The sequence below is a fragment of the Tundrisphaera macrotermitis genome (assembly GCF_051175315.1).
Taxonomy (GTDB): Bacteria; Planctomycetota; Planctomycetia; order Isosphaerales; family Isosphaeraceae; genus Tundrisphaera.
Genome location: NZ_CP195100.1, coordinates 2,694,516 through 2,711,854 on the forward strand (window position 1 = coordinate 2,694,516; position 17,339 = coordinate 2,711,854).

12 protein-coding genes are annotated in these 17,339 nt (G+C 72.0%); 3 read left to right on the plus strand and 9 right to left on the minus strand.

Annotation, left to right across the window (positions count from 1 at the left end; translation table 11 throughout):
- Positions 1–236: 236 nt before the first annotated feature.
- Complete coding sequence (locus tag TA3x_RS10850; RefSeq protein WP_435021070.1) at positions 237–2,675, minus strand: putative inorganic carbon transporter subunit DabA; 2,439 nt, start codon at positions 2,673–2,675, stop codon at positions 237–239.
- Entirely contained in the window at positions 2,668–4,074 is a 1,407-nt protein-coding gene (locus TA3x_RS10855; protein ID WP_435021072.1) for a proton-conducting transporter transmembrane domain-containing protein, read from the minus strand. Before TA3x_RS10855 ends, TA3x_RS10850 begins: the two co-directional genes overlap by 8 nt.
- Before the next feature lie 936 nt (positions 4,075–5,010).
- Here TA3x_RS10855 and TA3x_RS10860 point away from each other — a divergent pair.
- Positions 5,011–5,343: a hypothetical protein gene (locus TA3x_RS10860; protein ID WP_435021074.1), complete on the plus strand. Its 333-nt coding sequence runs from the start codon at positions 5,011–5,013 to the stop codon at positions 5,341–5,343.
- Positions 5,344–5,389: 46 nt separating this feature from the next.
- Here the strand turns inward: TA3x_RS10860 and TA3x_RS10865 are convergent, their stop codons facing one another.
- From TA3x_RS10865 to TA3x_RS10895, 7 genes are all read right to left on the minus strand, one after another.
- Positions 5,390–6,808 carry a sigma-54-dependent transcriptional regulator gene (locus TA3x_RS10865; RefSeq protein ID WP_435021076.1) on the minus strand — a complete coding sequence of 473 codons (1,419 nt, stop codon included), beginning with the start codon at positions 6,806–6,808 and terminating at the stop codon, positions 5,390–5,392.
- A 118-nt stretch (positions 6,809–6,926) separates the two neighbouring features.
- Positions 6,927–8,588, minus strand: a complete 1,662-nt coding sequence (locus tag TA3x_RS10870) for an ATP-binding protein (protein ID WP_435021078.1) — start codon at positions 8,586–8,588, stop codon at positions 6,927–6,929.
- A 152-nt stretch (positions 8,589–8,740) separates the two neighbouring features.
- A complete protein-coding gene (locus TA3x_RS10875; protein ID WP_435021080.1) occupies positions 8,741–10,207 on the minus strand; it encodes a M48 family metallopeptidase in 1,467 nt (488 codons plus the stop codon).
- Between the two features lie 96 nt (positions 10,208–10,303).
- Positions 10,304–11,032 (minus strand): hypothetical protein, encoded by a 729-nt coding sequence (locus TA3x_RS10880; protein WP_435021082.1) that lies wholly within the window; start codon positions 11,030–11,032, stop codon positions 10,304–10,306.
- 111 nt (positions 11,033–11,143) lie between these two features.
- On the minus strand, positions 11,144–12,700 hold the full coding sequence (locus TA3x_RS10885) for a helix-turn-helix domain-containing protein (RefSeq protein WP_435021084.1): 1,557 nt from the start codon (positions 12,698–12,700) through the stop codon (positions 11,144–11,146).
- Positions 12,701–12,805: 105 nt separating this feature from the next.
- A complete protein-coding gene (locus TA3x_RS10890; RefSeq protein WP_435021086.1) occupies positions 12,806–13,195 on the minus strand; it encodes a hypothetical protein in 390 nt (129 codons plus the stop codon).
- A 292-nt stretch (positions 13,196–13,487) separates the two neighbouring features.
- Complete coding sequence (locus tag TA3x_RS10895; RefSeq protein ID WP_435021088.1) at positions 13,488–13,859, minus strand: hypothetical protein; 372 nt, start codon at positions 13,857–13,859, stop codon at positions 13,488–13,490.
- 258 nt (positions 13,860–14,117) lie between these two features.
- On the opposite strand from TA3x_RS10895, the gene rsmH reads away from it, so the two are divergent.
- Positions 14,118–15,062, plus strand: coding sequence for a 16S rRNA (cytosine(1402)-N(4))-methyltransferase RsmH (gene rsmH, locus TA3x_RS10900; RefSeq protein ID WP_435021090.1), 945 nt, complete (start codon positions 14,118–14,120; stop codon positions 15,060–15,062).
- Positions 15,002–17,272, plus strand: coding sequence for a LysM peptidoglycan-binding domain-containing protein (locus TA3x_RS10905; protein WP_435021092.1), 2,271 nt, complete (start codon positions 15,002–15,004; stop codon positions 17,270–17,272). The genes rsmH and TA3x_RS10905 overlap by 61 nt, the downstream gene beginning before the upstream one ends.
- The last annotated feature ends 67 nt before the right edge of the window (positions 17,273–17,339 follow it).

The following is a 17,339-nucleotide window of genomic DNA, read 5'->3' on the forward strand; positions in this document are numbered from 1 at the left end:
GGAAAGGCTCGATTTTATCAGTGATGCCGGCCGAGAAAAAGGCCCAAGGAGGATGGCCCGCGAACTCTAGTGGTTATCGGGCCTTGGTTTAAGGGTGAAGATCCCTTGAAGATTCTCGCGTGCCGAGTCCGCCGATCGGGGAGGCCCGCCGCCCCCGCCCGCCGGATCCCTCCCGGGCGGCGCGGCGTGCGGCGGGGGCCGGTGCGGCCCGAGTCCGGGCCGCCCCGCGGGCCGGGTCACGCCGGGGCCTGGCCCCGATCCGGTCCGGGCCGAGCCGCCGGGATGGCCCCCTCGGCGACGGGTTCCCACCCCCGGCCCGGTGATCGGAACGACGCCCCGCCGCCGGCCGGGTCCAGGGCGTAGAGTCGCATCCAGCCGTTCTCCACGAGGTCGAGGACCGCGGGGAGCGAGGCCAATGCCTCGTCGAGCTTGTCCGGCCCGGCCTCCACGATGACCTGGAGCCGCAACGGCTCGTGGAACCACCGCCCGTCGGCCGAGTGGACCGACTGCATCGGCAGCCCGGTGCGGAGGTCGCCGCCGTTGCCCACGACGACCCCGATCGTGCCCAGGCGGTTGTGCAGGGCCTTGGTGCCGCAGCCGAAGACCCGGTTGTCCACCGTGGAGGCGAAGTACTGGAGGTTGATCCACGCCCCCACGACCACCGGGGCCGAGAGGATCTGCTTGAGGACCGACCCGTCGGCGTCCGTCGAGGCGTCGTAGGCGTGGAGGAACGCCCGGCCGTGGAGGTCCACGCCCCGGGTCCGCGCCCTGCGGGCGGCGATGAACGAGGCGTTGCGGGCCAGCCCCCACTCGGGCCGGACCTCGGACCAGTCGCGGCTCCTCCTCCGCAGGAGCCGCTCCAGGAGCGACGGGTCGCCGTCGGCCACCCCGAGGGATTCCGCACGCTCGTGGCGCACCGAGGCGCAGGCGTCCGCCATCCAGCGTCCCAGCCGCTCGACCTCGGCCCGGTGGCCGTTCGGGATCCCCTCGGGATCGAGCACCGTGAATTCATCGATCGTGGTGTTGTGGACCCCGGCGATGAAGACGGTATCGTCCGGGACCCGATGCCCCCGGGCCGGCAGCCCCGCCCGGACGTCCGGGTCGTTGAGGATCGCCGCGGCGACCCGGGCGTTGATCGCCCCGCCATGCCCGCCGCACGCCCCGCAGTTCAGGCCGGCGACGTGCGAGTTGTTGGTGGCGCTGGCCCGATGGCCGCACAGGAGCACGACCCGCGCGATCCGGCCCCGCAGGCCCAGGTTCTTCAGGATCGAGCAGGCCAGGTCCAGGCGAGCCTCGGGGGTGAAGCCCCGGCCCAGGCCGTCGGGGGCGAGGTCGAATCGGGCCGACTCCTCGTCGCGCCTCGCGATCGTGGGGACCAGCCCCAGCGCGTCGCGGATCATGCTGTATCCGTACGCCAGCCCCAGCGTCTCCACCAGGGTGAACGCCGCGCCCGGCGCCGACTGGAGCGGCTTGAGGACCCCCTTCACGTTGGCCGGGGGGGTGGGCTCGGCGGGCCCCAGGCGGTAGGAGGGCTGCAGCAACGCCGGGCACCGCGCGGTCCCCTTGCCCCCGTCCTGCCATTCCATCGGCACGCCGAAGAAGCCGGCGAAGCCGAAGGTGTCGATGCCGGGGTCCAGGGCCTCCAGGTGCCTTCGCAACGGCTCCGAGCGGACGTCGATGCAGAACACCGCCTGGACAGCCGGCCGGGCGGGCGGCTCCTCCGGGGCCGGGGCCGGGGGGATCCGGCCCAGCAGCCGCCGGGTGTAGGCGACCTCCATGGCATCCTGGATCGCCAGCCGCTCGGCCTCGTCCTCCACGACCTGCCGCGTCGGGACGGGGAGCCGGAACGGCCGCGAGGGGGCGGCGCCGCCGGGCCTCGCCAGCTCGGCCACGGCGGCGTCGCAGCAGACGCGGACGGCCAGGAGCCCCGCGACGTCCCGGCAGGTCTCGTCCCCCTCCTGCCAGGAGGCGCGGCGCAGGAACGACGCCCAGCCATAGACGCCGGCCAGCAGCCGGTAGAGATACGGCTCGCGCAGGGCCGGCGTCACGCGATGCCGCTCCAGCATCGCCTCGATCGCCTCCTCCGCCCGATCGGGCAGGGCCCGGGTCCAGCGCCGCCAGCCGACCAGGCCGGCGACCTCCAGCGAGCGGTCCACGAGGGCCGATTCCCGCCAGGACTGGTACAGCCCGGCATCGCCGACGATCTTCCAGGACGGGCCCCCCCCGGAAGCGTGGTCCGCGCACCAGCGGGCGATGTAGCGGATCACGGCGTCGTCCCACCCGGTGCCGTGCCGCCGGTCGAATTGCTCGGCGAAGCTGGACAACTCGCCGGAGGGCCGGAGCTTGGGCTCGGCGCGGCCTTCGAGGACCTCCACGAGGGCCGACGCGGACAGCCCCGCGCGATCGGCGGCCAGGGCCAGGTCGGCCGGGCCGAACTCCTCGGCCTGCCACCGCTCGCGGTAGTAGTCCACCCGGGGCAGGACGTGCGCTCCCAGCCCCTCGCTGATCTCGCGGGCGGCCTCGCCGATCGGCCGCGAGGCGAAGCCGAGGAAGGGGTTGACCGCCACGTAGTTGGTCAGGTCCCACAACGGAGGGATGCGCCGGCAGACCCGCGCCACGTCGTCGGCGATGCCGGCCGTGGTCGCCTCGCTGCCGGTCTCCAGGACTTCAAACATGGGTCACCTCCGTCTTCGCCCCGAAAAGGGACCAGGCCCTGCTCACCAGCCGATCGGCGATCGAGCCGAAATAGAAACCATGAAGGGCATGGACCCGGAAGGCCCGCCCCGAGGGGATCCGCCCCAGGGTCGGCAGGAAGGCGTGGAGCGTGCACAGGCCGGCGAACGCGACCACCGGCAGGGCCGCCGCGACCCAGGCCCACGGCCCCTGCGGGGAGGGCAGATCCCCGAGCACCGGCTCCAGGAAGATCTCCGCGCCGTGGTAGAGGGCGCAGGCCACCACCGCCAGGAACAGGCTCACCGTCGGGGCCCCGACGACCCGGCCCAGCAGCCCCCGGCCGGGCCACTCGGCCCAGAACTGGCCGATCGACAGCGCGACGATCGAGGCCAGGGCCATCTCGCCCGGCGACCGCCACGGATCGAACCCGGTGATCCTCGACCCCACCCACAGGGCGGGGATGCCGAAGGCGGTGCCCAGCGCGGTCAGCCCCAACGCGCGGAGCGGGGGCCGGTCGGGGGCATGCGGCGTCGGCTTCTGCAGGTCCGCCGCCCGGAGGAAGTTCCAGGCCTTGTAGAGCCCGTGGCCGACCAGGTGCATGGCCGCCGAGTGGAACGCCCCCAGCCCGCACTGGACCATCATGAAGCCCATCTGGGCCACCGTCGACCACGCCAGCGACCGCTTCACCTTCACCTGGGCCCACATCGCGATCAGCCCCAGCGCCGCCGTCAACGTCCCGACCGCCGAGAGGAGAATCAAGGCCGCCGGCTCCCTCGCCACCAGCGGCGCGAACCGCAGCAGCAGGACGCCCCCGGCGTTGATGATGCCGGCGTGCATCAGGGCCGAAACCGGCGTCGGCGATTCCATCGTCTCCGGCAGCCAGGAGTGGAAGGGGACCTGGGCCGACTTGGTCAGGGCGGCCAGGGTGATCAGGAGGGCCACCGCCTGCGCCGGGTTCTCGTATTGGGGCAGGGTGGACTGTTCCAGGAAGACATGCATGTCCAGCGTGCCCCAGACACGCCAGATCACCCAGATCGCCCCGATAATGGCGAAGTCACCCACCCGGTTGATCAAGAAGCTCTTTCGCGCAGCCCTCACGGCCTCGATGCGGTCCGGGTAATAGATCAACAAACGATGCAGGATCAGGCTCGTCAGCGACCATGCGGCGAAGAACAGCACCAGATTGGTCGAAATCATCAGGAGGTAGGCCACCGCGATCGTCGCGGCGAGCTGCCGGAGGAATCGATCCTGGCCGGGCTCGCCGGCCAGGTAGTGTTGCGAGAAGCGGAAGGTCACCGCCCCGACCACGGCCACCAGCAGGGAGATCGAGGCCCCGAGCCGGTCGATCGTGATCCAGCCAAGGCGGATGCTGCCCGGGTGCGACGCCTCCCTGATCAACATTCCCGACGAGATTGCCGCGAGGCCGAGCAAGCCGGCCAGGAGCAGGTTGCCCCCATGGCCCGCGGCCCGTTTCCCTCTCCATCGACCCCAGCCTGAGGACATAAATCCAACCTCTCCCCTCCGCGCCAAGTCTCCCCGGCATGCTCGTCAAGCCGGGACTCGCCGCCCGATTAAAAAAGATGTGGTCCAAAATGAACTTATGATGGGGTGGACGATGCGGCAACGATGGGCGGGCACGAAGGCGCCTCCCGTCGATGCCATCATCATCGACGCCGCGAAGGGATGGCTCCTCATGCCGATGACGTCTGCCCGTCATCGGCCATTCGCCGCCTTCACCCGCCCGTCCGTGCGGCGTCATCGGGCCGGATGACCGCCCGTCCCCCGGGCGTCGCGATCGGGGCATGCGACCCGACTTCGCGCCGGGCGCGTCGCATCCGCAATCCGGCCGTCGGGACAAGTTGCAGACGGCGTGCCAGGAGGGCGGGTCGGCGGGAATCGGCCGGCGTTGGCGGCCGTCGCGGGAGACCTGGGAGGGTCGCCGATGGCCCCGACGATGTGGGGGTGTCGCCGGAAGGGCTTGAGCGGATGGGAAGGTGCGAGGGGGCTGTGTCAGCCATCCCGACGCTTGCGATGCAATGAGTTCCGTATGAATTCGTTCGGGATTCGTCGACCTCACCGCTCGCCGCGGCGGGCTTCGTCCATCTTGCCCGCTCACCTCCCGTTCGGAGAAGATCGAATGACGCCCGACCCGCCCCGGCGCGACGGGGGGGCGATGCTGCGGCGATGAACGCGATCGATGCGAGAAGCGGGCCGCGCGGCCCGATGGAATTCGAGCAACGCGGGGGAGGGGGCCATGGCGCGGCAAGATTCCCATCGCGATCCCGAGGGACGTTACCCGCTGCTGGGCTGGCCGGGTCGGCCTTCACGGGCCTCGGGATGTTCCTGCTGGCCGTGGGCGTCGTGCTCATCGCCATCGGGCTCTATTCGCTCGCGGCGGGGATGCTGGGCGACCCGCCCCGGCCGGGCCTGCCGCCCGCTCGCCCGACCACACCAGCGGCCTCGATCATCAATGCACTGGGCGGCGCGTTCGCGACCCTCTGGGGCGGCGGTCTCTTCTTCTCCGGCCTGCAATGCGTGGCCATGGGGGCGCTCTGCCGCCTGGCCATCCAGGTCGAGGCGAACACGCGGGCCTCGGCCGAGCACCTGGCCCGGATCCGATCCCGGGCGGAACCGGCCCGGGAGGATGCCGCCCGCTTCTTCGTGTCGTGAACGCCGGGCGGGGCCGTCTCCGCCCGGCGATCCCTTCGGGGCCGGCTCAGCTCTGCTGGAGCTGGTTGATCTTGTTGTAGAGGGTCTTGAGGCTGATGCCCAGCTCCTTGGAGGCGGCGGGCTTGTTGCCGTTGTGCTTCTCCAGGACGACCTGGATGTACTTCATCTCGATGTCGCGGAGCGTCGGGCTGCCGTCGGGGATCGAGAAATGAGGCCCGGCGACCGCCGAGGGCTGGGCCGCGGGCGAGGCGGCCGACAGCGACGACCGGCGGGGCGGGCCCTGGGTGGGCAGGTGCTCCGGGGTGATGGGGCCGCCGCCGGAGAGGATCGAGGCCCGTTCCACGGCGTTGGCCAGCTCGCGGATGTTGCCCGGCCACTCGTGGGCCATCAGGGCGTCGAGCGCCTCGGGCGTGAAGGCGGTGTCGATCGCCCCGCCCCGACGCGACGTGTATCGCTTGAGCATGTGCTTGGCCAGCGCGGGGATGTCGGACTTGCGCTCCCGCAGCGGCGGCAGGTGGATCTCGAAGGTGTTGATCCGGAAGAATAAGTCCTCGCGAAACGCCTCGGTCTCGATCATCTCGCGGAGGTCGCGGTGGGTGGCGCACAGGACCCGGACGTCGACGCGGAACGGGTCGTTCTCGCCGACCCGGCGGATCTCGCCCGACTCCAGGAACCGGAGCAGCTTGACCTGGACGCTCTTGTCCAGCTCGCCGACTTCGTCCAGGAACAGGGTGCCGCCGTTGGCGACCTCGAACAGCCCCTTGCGGTGGGCGTCGGCCCCGGTGAACGACCCCTTGCGGTGGCCGAACAGCTCGCTCTCGACCAGGTTTTCGGGCAGGGCCCCGCAGTTGACCGGGATGAAGGCGTGCCCGGCGCGGTTGCTCTTGTCGTGGAGGTTGCGGGCGATCAGCTCCTTGCCGGTGCCGGTCTCCCCCAGGATCATCACGCTGGCGTCGGTCGGGGCGATCGTGTCGATCAGGCGGCGGACCGACTGCATCGACGGGGTGTCGCCGACCAGCAAAGGCGTCCCCTCGACGGCTTTGAGCCGGGCCTCCAGCGCGGTGGCCTTGTTGCTCAGCTCGCGGCGTTCGACGATCCGGGCGAGCAGCACCTCCAGCTCGGCCCACTTGCACGGCTTGGTCAGGTAGTCGAAGGCCCCCAGCCGCAGGGCCTGGACGGCGGTGTCCACCGTGGCGTGGCCGGTCATGATGATGACCTGAGTCTCCGGGCTGGCCTGCTTGACCTTGGCCAGGACCTCGATGCCGGTGAAGCCCGGCATCTTGATGTCCAGCAGGGCGGCGTCGAACGAGCCCTTTTCCAAAGCCTTGATCGCGGACACCCCGTCCGGGCAGACGGTGACCTCGTGCCCCAGCCGGGGCAGCTCCATCTGCATGAGCTCGCGGAGGTGGGCCTCGTCGTCGGCGAATAGAAGTCGAAGGCCGCCGTGCGGTTGCGTCTTATCCATGACTGGTCTTCCCCATCCCTGGGCTCCGCGGCCCGAGGCTCGGGCGGGCGGATCTGGTTCGGTCACCTGTGTGGAAACGACGGTTGGATCGGGACGATTGCATGTGTTCGTGTGCGGCTCAGCCGGCCCTGCGCCCCGGGGCCTCGGCCTCGGCGAACTCGGCGTCGTGGGCGGCGATGGCCAGCACCGGGCGGGCCGCCTTGACGGCGCGGGCCTTGCCGGAGCCGTCGCGGGGGCGGACCGGAAGCCGGACGGCGAAGGTCGCCCCCTGGTTCTCGCCGGGGCTGCTCGCGGCGATCTCGCCGTGGTGCTGGCTGATGATTCGGTGCGTGATCGACAGGCCCAGGCCCGTCCCCTTGCCGACCCTTCTCTTGGTGAAGAACGGCTCGAAGATGTTCTCCAGGACCTCCGGGGTCATCCCGCAGCCGTCGTCGGCGAAGACCATCTCGGCCATCCCCTCGGCGTGGCGGAGGTCGATCCGCAGCGTCCCGTTCTCGTCCATGCAGTCCAGGGCGTTGACCACCAGGTTCAGGACGACCTGCTTGATCTCCTGCCCGTCGACGTGGGCCAGGACCGCCTCGCGGGGCTGGAAGACGATCGTCTTGTGGCGATATTTGCCCATGTGCCGGATCATCTCCACGACCCCCTGGATCAGCCCGGCCAGGTCGGTCCGCTCGCGCTTGATCTCGGCGCAGCGGGAGAAGTCCAGCAGCTTCTCGGTGATGTTCTTGCACCGGAACGCCTCCTCCTGGATCATCCGGAGGTAGTTGTTCACGGTCTTGGCGTCGCCCGGGTCGCCGGGGGCGAGCATCGGGGCGAGGCGGTTCTCCAGGGCCTCGGAGCAGAAGGCGATCGAGGCCAGGGGATTGTTGATCTCGTGGGCCACGCCGGCGGCCAGGAAGCCGACCCCGGCCAGCCGTTCGGACCGGACCAGCTGGCGGCTCCGCTCGCGGACCTGGCGTTCCAGGTCGGCATAGGTGACGCGGAGCCGGGCGGTCATGTCGTTGAAGGCCTCGGCCAACGCCTGCATCTCGTCGCCGGTCCGCAGCTCGATCGAGCCGTCGAACGACCCCCGGGCCACCCGGCGCACGCCGCGCTGGAGGAGCCGGACCGGGTACATGACCCAGCGGTTGAACAGCACGGCCAGCACGCCGATCATGGCCAGCACGGCCAGTGCCGCGATCCAGACGATGACCCGGCCGGCCTCGTATTGCCGCTTCGAGTTCAGCAGGATCGCGTAGACGTCGCCGTGGAGCTTGGTCGGCAGCTGCATGACCTGCTGGAACAGGCGGTCGACGCGGTCGCGGGTCGTGCGGACGCCGCCGATCACCTCGGGGTGGCGGCCGACGTAGAGCGCCGTGCCGGGGAGGGCCGGCTGGATGTCCTCGCCGGGTTCGAGCCGGGCGAGGATCTCCGTCAGGTCGTGGTCGATGCCGAAGGCCAGCCCGCGCTCGCTCAGGCCGTCGTCGACCCGGTTGCGGCGGGTGGCGTTCTGCTTGAGTTCCTTGAAGTAGTCGATCAGGGCCTTGCGTGCGGCCTGGGCGTCGGCCAGCAAGGCCGTGCGGTCGGCCGGCGACTCGTCGCGGGGCGCCTCAAGGCGGGCGACGTGGCGGACCAGTTCCTTGGAAGCCCCCAGCTCGCGGAGCAGGTCCGTGAGCATGAGGTTGCTGTCGTGGAAGGCGCTGAGGCTGAACACCGCCCCGCCCAGCAGCGTGAGCATCATCCCGACGACCAGGCTGAGCCCGGCGATCAACTTGACGCGGATGGTCCACTTGGGCATGGGGCGACCTCCTGTCGCGATGTCCATCATCCTGAATGCCGATCCTGGCGGTGCGAGCGGCGGGACTATACCACAGGCCGTCCAGCCCTCAAAGGCGGGTCGGGGGACTTTTCCTCAAGTCCGGGCCCGATCGGGCCGATGCGTCCCGGCGATCAGGGGCCCAGCTGTTCGATCGCCCCGGTCTGATACGACAGGATCAGCGCGGCGATCAGGGCCACGGCCAGGGCGATCCGGAGCCGGGCGACGCCCCACTGGAACGACCGTTCGGCCCGGGGCTTCCCTTCGAGCCGTTCCAAGAACGCGATCCGGGCGGCGATGCTGCCGTGCCTCCAGGACCGCGTGGTCGGGTCCAGGCCGTTCAGGGCGGCGACCCGGGCCAGGGCGTTGGCGAAGATCCGGATGCCGACCGGGCAGAGCGGCCCGGCGGCCGGCAGCGGGGCGTCCGCCGGCCGGGCGTAGGGATCGGGATGCGGCGGGCAGTCGGGGCGATCGCACGACACCGACCGGCAGCCGAACACGTCCGCCTGGCGCTCGAACCGCCGCGACAGCACGCCGAAGACCGCCGCGAAATAGGCCACGCCCACCGACAGGACCAGCCCCGCCTGGATCGCCATCCCCGCCGCCCCGCCGACGATCCCGACCATCCGGTCGGAGACCATCTCGCTGGCCAGCGTCAGCGTCCCGATGCTCCCCACCAGGAAGAACCCGTAGAACGACAGGTGGCGATGGCGGATGTGCCCGACCTCGTGGCCGAACACCGCGGCGACCTCGTGCGGGTCCAGCGACTCGACCAGCAGGTCGGTCAGCAGGACGTAGCGGAACCAGGGCAGGGCCCCGGTCACCCCCGCGTTGACCACCGCCCCGTCGGTCTCCCAGATCAGGATGTCGGTGTACCGGAACGAGAACCGGGCCGCCAGCCGCTCCAGGCGGTCGCGCAAAGGGCCGGCGGGCAGGGGGCGGGTCGGCCAGCTCAGGCGGACGAAGGCCGGGGCCAGCCCCAGGGTCAACGCCCCCATCGCGGCCATCAGGCCGAGCTGGAACGAGGCGTCGGCCGATCGGGCCGGCCAGATCACCCGCGCCAGGTCCTGGCCGAGCGCGAACAGGAGCGACGCCGGCAGGACCATGCCCAGAGCCTGGCGGGCCCGGAGCAGGAGGTGCCGCCCCACCCCGGTCGCGGGCCGATCCGGGTTCCGGGCCAGCCGCAACGCCCGGTCGGCCGGGTAGAAGCCCCACCACCCGGCCAGGCGGGCCAGCACGAACGGGAGGATCACCAGCAACTCGTCGATCAGGACGGTGTCGCCGGTCCCCATCCCGGTGCGGACCACGCCGGTCCAGTTCCGGCCGACGACCGCATAGGCATAGCCGCCCAGGCAGATCGCCTCCACGGCCCACGACCCGGCCCCGTAGAGGCGGCGGACGCCCTGGGTCGGGCGGCCCCGGAGCCGGAGGCGGATCAGCACGGCCAGGGCGAAGGCGAAGGCCACCAGGCCGGCCGTCGCGACCAGGCCGGCGACCTCGGCGACCCGCGCGCCGACTTCGCCCCGGGGGACGGGCGCGGGGGGCAGGATCGACTCGGTCCCGAACGCGAGGAACAAGGCCAGGATCAGGGATACGGGCATGCGGCGAATCCGTCGGGGATCGGGCCCCGGGTCCAGGTGCCACGACGCCCATCGTCACGACTCAGCGTCGATTATGGGGCCGCCGTCGGAGGGGAGTCAAGGAGGGGTCAGGATCGAGACCTCGACCCGGTCCGCCTCGATCGGCGAACGGTTGGCGACGGCGTCGCGGAGGAAGCGGGCCCGTTTCTCGGCCACGCCCTTCCCCGGATCGTCGCCGGACAGGCCGGCCCGACGCACCGGGGCATCGGCGGCCGACCCGGCCAGGTGGAGGATGACCCGCTCGGGGCGGGCCGAGGCCACCTCGGCGGCCAGCCCGTCGATCCATCCCTCCCCCTCGGCGGTGGGACGGCTGCCGCCGGGGGGGAACAGGGCCTCGGCGGGGACGGTCAGCGTGCCCGTGGCATCGTCGAACGACGCGCCGGGCAGGGCCCGGGCCAGGTCGTGGAATCCGCCCGAATCGGCACCCGGAGCCTCGGCCCGCCCCGACCGGGAATCGCCCCGGGCCATCCGCTCGACCTCGCGGAACGCGGACCGCATCTTCTCGCGGTCCTCCTGGTAGCCCCGGATGCTCCGCTCGAACTCCTCGTTGGCGACTTCCAGGGCCCGGAGGGCGCGGGCATCGTCGACGGCCCGTTGCGCCAGCTCCTGATTCTGGGCCCGGAGCGTGATCGTCGTGTCCTTCATCTGGGCATTCTCGGCCCGGATGGCCTGCACCAGCTTGTGGGCCTCCTCGACCCGCGACTTGGGGGCCCAGGCGCAACCGGGCAGGAGCAGGGCCCAGGCCAGCGAGGCCGCGATCAGACTCCGGGCGGGCGGGGCGGCCATGGCGATCCGAATCCTTTCGGGGCGGCGGTGCCGCGCGGGCCCGCCCCATCCCGGGGCGGGCGGTCGGGGAGCCGGCCGGGCCATCTCGGGGGCCCGGCCGGCCTGCACAGATCAGCCGAACAGGCCGGAGATCGACTTGATCAGCCCGGCGGCGGGCCCTTCGCCGCGGAACTCGTAGAGGTTGCGGATCAGGTCCAGCGAGATGAACGTGGAGACCAGCAGGAGCGCCGAGGTGGCGGCCAGCAGGCCGACCCAGATGCCTCCCCACTCGGCCTGGGGGCCGGCGGCCACCAGTCGGGGGCTGCTGACGCCGACATCGGCCACGGCGGCCGCGCCGGCGGCCCCGTCGCCCTCGACATCCCAGGCGCTGCTGATCTCGCCCGAGGGGGCCTCGTCGTCGAACTCCGAATCCCCTTCGTCCAGGACCGCCGGGGCCATGGCGGTCGCGGCGTTGAGGTCGACGTCGTCCTCGTCGAGGGCGAAGACCTCGGAGGCCGAGTCGGACTCGTCCAGGTCGAAGTCGCTGCCGCGTTCCAGCTGGACGGTGCGGTCGTCGCGATCGCCGTCGAGGTCGTCGACTTCGAGGCTGAAGTCGGTGTCCTCGAAGATGTCCTTGTCCACCGCGCCCATGGCGGTTGCGCCGGGGTCGGAGGGCTGGACCGAGGTGGACGGGGCCTTGGGCTTGCTCGGCGGGGTGGCCGCCTTGGGGGCGGGCCGGGCCGGCTCGTCGTCGTCATCCAGCGGGGCCAGCTCGATCGAGTCGGCCTGCGACAGGTCGAAGCCGCCGACGGCCTGGAGGTTGATGCCCGAGTCGCTGGGCCGGGCCAGGTTGAGCCCGGACATGCCCGGCAGGGCGGCGGTCACGTCGGAGTCGTTGGGGCTGGCCATCGGCGTGGCCTCGAACTCGTCGCTGGCGTCCAGCGCCGTCAGCTCGAAGTCGCTGCCCGATTCGGGCTGGAGCGCCGCGGCGATGTCGGTGGACGGCATCAGCTCGAAGTCGCTTCCCGACTCCGCGTCGAGCGAGCTGACCTCGTCGGACGAGCCGATCGGCCCGCCGGCCTTGGGGACGGAGTCGGACGACCCGCTCAGGGCGTTGAAGTTGTGGATCGAGGCGTCCTCGGTGATCAGCGTGACGTCGGAGTCGCCGGGCCGGCCCGGCTGGCCCAGCGGCATGATCCGGACGTCGGAGTCGCTGGCATCCTTGAACGGCTTGTCGGGCACCAGCCGGACGTCGGAGTCGCTGGGCTGCTTGCCGCCGGACTTCATCCCGATGATCGTCGAGCTGGAGTTGCTCAGCGGCCCGGGGGGCAGCGACAGGTCGTCGAACTGGAGGTCGTGGTCGTCGTCGGAGCCCGACTGGCCGACCGCCATGTCGGAGGTCCGGCCGCCCAGGTCGGCCGGGGCCGTGCCGAGCTGGAACTCGGACAGGTCGATCTCGCCGCTGCCGCTGCCGTCGGGCACGGCCAGGTCGAGGTCGGACAGCGACAGCTCGGGGTCGCTGCCCAGCCCGCGCCGCCGGGCCAGCTCGTCGATATCGGCGACGCGGAATCGCCACGATCCGCTGTCCATGAAGGCGCGGACCTCGCGCTGTTGCGCCTTGGCCTTCAGGTCCTCGGGCCCCATGCCCAGGACGCGGGCGGCCTCTTCCAGGGTGTAGAACTGAGCCATCGACGTGCTCCTGGCGATCGAGATCGGCCGGTCGGCCGTTCGGTTCGATTCACAAGCGGGGCCGGGCGGAGTGACCGCGACGCCGAGCACGCCCAGGACCGGCCCTCACCTGGTCTTGGGCGTCACCATCGATTCGACGGCGGATACCTCGGGCGGCGAATTGTTATATTCCGAGAGCTTCAGGTCCCAGCGATACTGGCGGGAGGCTTCGAGCTTGACGGCCCCGGTCCCCTTCGGGTTCTGCGGATCGACGCGATACACGGCGAATGACTGGGCCTTGGTGTCGATCAGGTAGAGCATCTGCGACGGCAACCCCGAAGGGGAGACCGTGGGAGAGGCGAACGCGATCGTCCCGTTGGCATCCCCGCCCGGCCCGGCCGGCCCCTGGGCCCGGGCCGTCGGCCCGAACCCGCCGCCCAACCACGCCAGGGCCAACCCCACCGCGACCCCCGGCAAACCGTATCGAACTGCCTGCCCCCAGTGATGTGCGGCCATGACCTATCCTCCGTGAGTTGCGCCCGGAACCCCCATCCTGCGGGGGCTCGCCCGACCTCAGCTTGGTGCAATCGGCCTGCCGACGACGCGGACGTCCCGCGCCCCGAGGCCACCGTTCTTATGCAGTTTACCACACCACACGGATCGTGTGGGCCGGACCGGCCAAGTCACGCGGATCGCGTGAGGCCAACCGAGGAGAGGACCTTCATCGTTGTATCGATTTTACCGATCCGCCCGGGCCTGGCAAGATCAGTGCCGATCCGCCCCGCGCAACCGGCCGGGCCGCGGCGCCTCACGGCATCAGGCCGGGGCCGTTGGGCGACCCGGGGGAGCGGATCCGCTTGTGCTTGACCAGCTCGGCGTGGGTTGGGGACAGGATGTCGCCATCATCGAGGTCGGGCGGGCCGCTCCACGGATCGGGCCGGGGGGCGAACCGGCCGGGGGACTGTCCGCAGGCGGGGCAGCGGGACCGCCCGGCCCGCCGGGCCACCGTCCCGATCGTCAGGATCATGGCGATCGCCACGGCCACAACGGGCGGTCCCCAGTTCGCCAGGCGGGGCAGGCCCCCGACCAGCAGGCCCCCGGCGAATGCCACGAGGGCCACCGCGATCGTGGAGGGATGGACGAGCCTCGGGCCTTCCGGGCGCGGGGATGGGTCGATCATCGGCGGAACTCCTCGCGTCCGTAGGCCGGGGGACCGATGCTCGGGATCCACCGATCCTGGCCCGTCGGGGCGGCCGATTCAAGCGGGCTCCGCGGCCGGCCCGATGGATTTCCGATAGGATGGGGACGTGCGGCGCGGCCGCGTCCGACCTTGACAGGATCGGCGGGATGGGTAGATTCCGCCCGACCGTCCCGATCCGGCCCGATGGCCCGTTGGGGTCGCCAACCCCCTCTGCCTCTCTCTCAGAACGAGCCGACCGTGTCTTCCGAACCACCGATCCCGCCCCCGGTCCACCGCTCGGTCCTCCTCGACGAGGTCGTGCACTGGCTCGCGCCGGCCGAGGGCAGCGTGATCGTCGACGGCACGGCGGGCGCCGGGGGGCATTCCGCCGCGCTGGCCGACCGGGTCGGGGAATCCGGCCTGGTGATCGCCCTGGACCGCGACCCCGAGATGCTCGAACTCGCGGCGCGGGCCGTCGAGGGGAAGCCGGTGACCCTGGTGCGGACCGGCTACGCCCACATCGGCACGGTGCTGGACGACCTGGAGATCGACCAGGTCGACGGGATCCTCCTGGACCTCGGCCTGTCGTCGGACCAGCTCGCCTGGGAGCATCGCGGCTTCAGCTTCGCGGTCGACGGGCCGCTGGACATGCGGTTCGACCCCCGGGGCAAGACCACCGCCGCCGACCTGGTCAACGACCTGGACGCCGACGAGCTGGCCGACATCATCTTCCAGTATGGCGAGGAGCGGCACAGCCGGAAGATCGCCCGCCGGATCATCGAGGCCCGCCGCGTCGAGCCGATCACCACCACGGCCCGGCTCGCCGAGGTGGTGCGCCGGGGCGTGCCCGGCAAGTGGGGGGCGATCGACCCCGCGACCCGGACCTTCCAGGCGCTCCGGATCGCCGTCAACGGCGAGCTGGACCAGCTCGACGACCTGCTCGCCATGCTGCCCGACCTGCTCAAGCCCGGCGGGAGGGCGGCGATCATCAGCTTCCACTCGCTGGAAGACCGCCGCGTCAAGCACGCGTTCCGCGACAACGCGGAGCTGGACGTCTTGACCCGCAAGCCCGTGATGGCGTCCGAAGAAGAACTGGCCATCAACCCCCGTGCACGAAGCGCGAAACTGAGGGTCGCCCAGCGATGTCCGGACAAGAATGGGTCCCCGAACCCGCAGACCTCCGGGGCGAAGAACGCCCCCTGAGCCCCGCGGTCGGGCCCGAGCCCGGCTTCGCGCACCCCGACCACGCCGCGCCCGATCCGTACCCGGCCGACGACCTCGGCCCGGATGGCGATGGCGACGGCGCGGATGGCGACGATGACGCCGCGCCGGAGGCCCGCCCGCGCCGGGTCGGCTTCCGGTTCAAGATGCCGCGTTTCCGCGCCCGACGCGACGACTCCGCCGAGGCCGAGGAAGGCGTGGTCGAGGTCCTCACCGAGCCCGACGCCTTCGACGGCGACGCCGTCGAGGAAGAGGATGGCGAGCCCGCGCCCCGACGCCGGGCCTTCCCGTTCCGGATCCCCAGCTTCCGCCGCGCGCGGGTCGAGACGGACGAGGATCTCGCGCCGGACGATGATGCCGCGCCGGACGATGCGGACGAGGTCGGGCCGGAGGATGCCGAGCCCGCTCGGCGCCGGTTCCCGGGCCTGCCGCTCACCCGCGAGGCCCGGGTCGGGATCGCGGCGGCGCTCTCGTTCCTGATCCTGGTCACGGTCTGGGTCAACAACAAGGGCCGCGCCCCGGCCCCCATGGCCATCCCGAACCCGCCGAAGACCGAGGGGCCGGCCTCCGATGAGGGCAAGCTAGCGGTTGCCGGCAAGGGGGAGGCGTCGAAGCCCGAATCGAAGGGGACCGGCAAGGACGATCCCGAGGAGAAGCCCGAGGCCGGCGTGGCCGACCTCCATCGCGAAGCCCCGCCCGCGGCCGACGCGGCGATCGCCCACAACATCGGCGCCGGTGAGTCGCCACTACCCTCCGCCGCCCCGGCCCCGATCGATCCGGCGACCCCGCCCGCCCCGGCCGAGGTCCCCCCGGCCGCCCCGATCCTGGCCGCCAACGACGCCCCGGAGCCCGCGGCGACCCCCGCCCCCGCCCCTCCGGAGGCCGCGCCGGCCCCGATCGATCCAGCCACGGCGCCCCCCCCCGAGACGCTGGCCAACGCGGCCCCGGACCCCGTCCCCGCCGCGACCCCCGAAATCAAGCCCGCCGAGCCGGCCGCTACCCCGCCCCCGGCCGACGCGATGGCCGCCCTGCCCACGCTCGATACCAACTCGTCGATGCCCCCCTTGCCCGAGACGACCCCGGCGACGCCGCCGATGCCCGAACCCGGCCCATCGCCGCAGCCGATGCTCGATCCCGATCCCGCCCCGGCGACGCCGCCGATGCCCGATCCCGCCCCGGCGACGCCGCCGACCTTGACGGATCTGCCCGCCGAGCCCAATGCGGTCGAACCTTCCAGCATGCCCGCGCCCGCCTTGGAGCCCGATCCGGCCCCGAAGCCGGCCGAGCCCGAGCCCGAGCCCGCGTCCGAGCCGGTGCGGAAGCCGGCCGAGCCCGAACCGGCGGTCGCGCCCACCGAGCCTCCTTCGTTCGCCCCGGTCCCGGCGCAACGGACGCCTCCCCTGGAATCGGTCCCGGAGAACCCGTCCGCCGCGTCCGATCCGGCCCCGGCGGCCCCCGGGAACCCGTCGGCGCCCCTGGGCGATGGTTGGGTGATCATCAAGGGAGGCGCCAGGCGGGTGGTCGTCAGCAGCCCGCTCCGGGAAGGGCCCGATCCCGCGTCGCCCGCGGAGGGCGTCGGGGCGGCGGCCGGATCGATCGCCGAGGGGCCCCGACCGCGCGAGGACATCGCCGCCCGCGACCAGATCGAGCCCCGGCTCCACCGGGTCCGGTCCCGGGAGAACTTCTGGACGATCTCCCGCGACTACTACGGCACGGGTCGCTACTATCGTGCCCTCTGGAAGGCCAACGCCGGGGAAGTGCCCGACATCCGCGAGTTGTATGTCGGCACGGTGATCCGCGTCCCGCCGCCCGAGACGCTCGACCGCTCGCTGGTCGATCCCCCGCCCCCGGCCCGCGTGGTCGACAAGGCCGACCTGCCCAACGTCAGCCGGACGTCGAACTCCGAGGAGGCCGAGGCCGCCGCGCCCGTGGTCGCCGCACCGAGCTTCCCCCCGGTCCGCCGCCGCGGCCGCGAGGTCGAGAACCCCGACGAGCCCCCGGCCCGCCCGACCTACAAGGTCCGCCCGTACGAGACCCTGCGGAGCATCGCCCGCGACACCCTGGGGGATAGCCGCCGCGACCGCGAGATCCTCATCCTCAACCGCTCGATCCTCAAGGATGCCTCCGACCTGGCCCCGGGCCAGATCCTCACGCTTCCGGCCGACGCCCAGGCCGGACGCCGGGGGCGCTGAGGCAAGATCCCGAGACGGCGCAACGAAACATCGGCCGCCCGACCTATCGAGGTCGGGCGGCCGATGT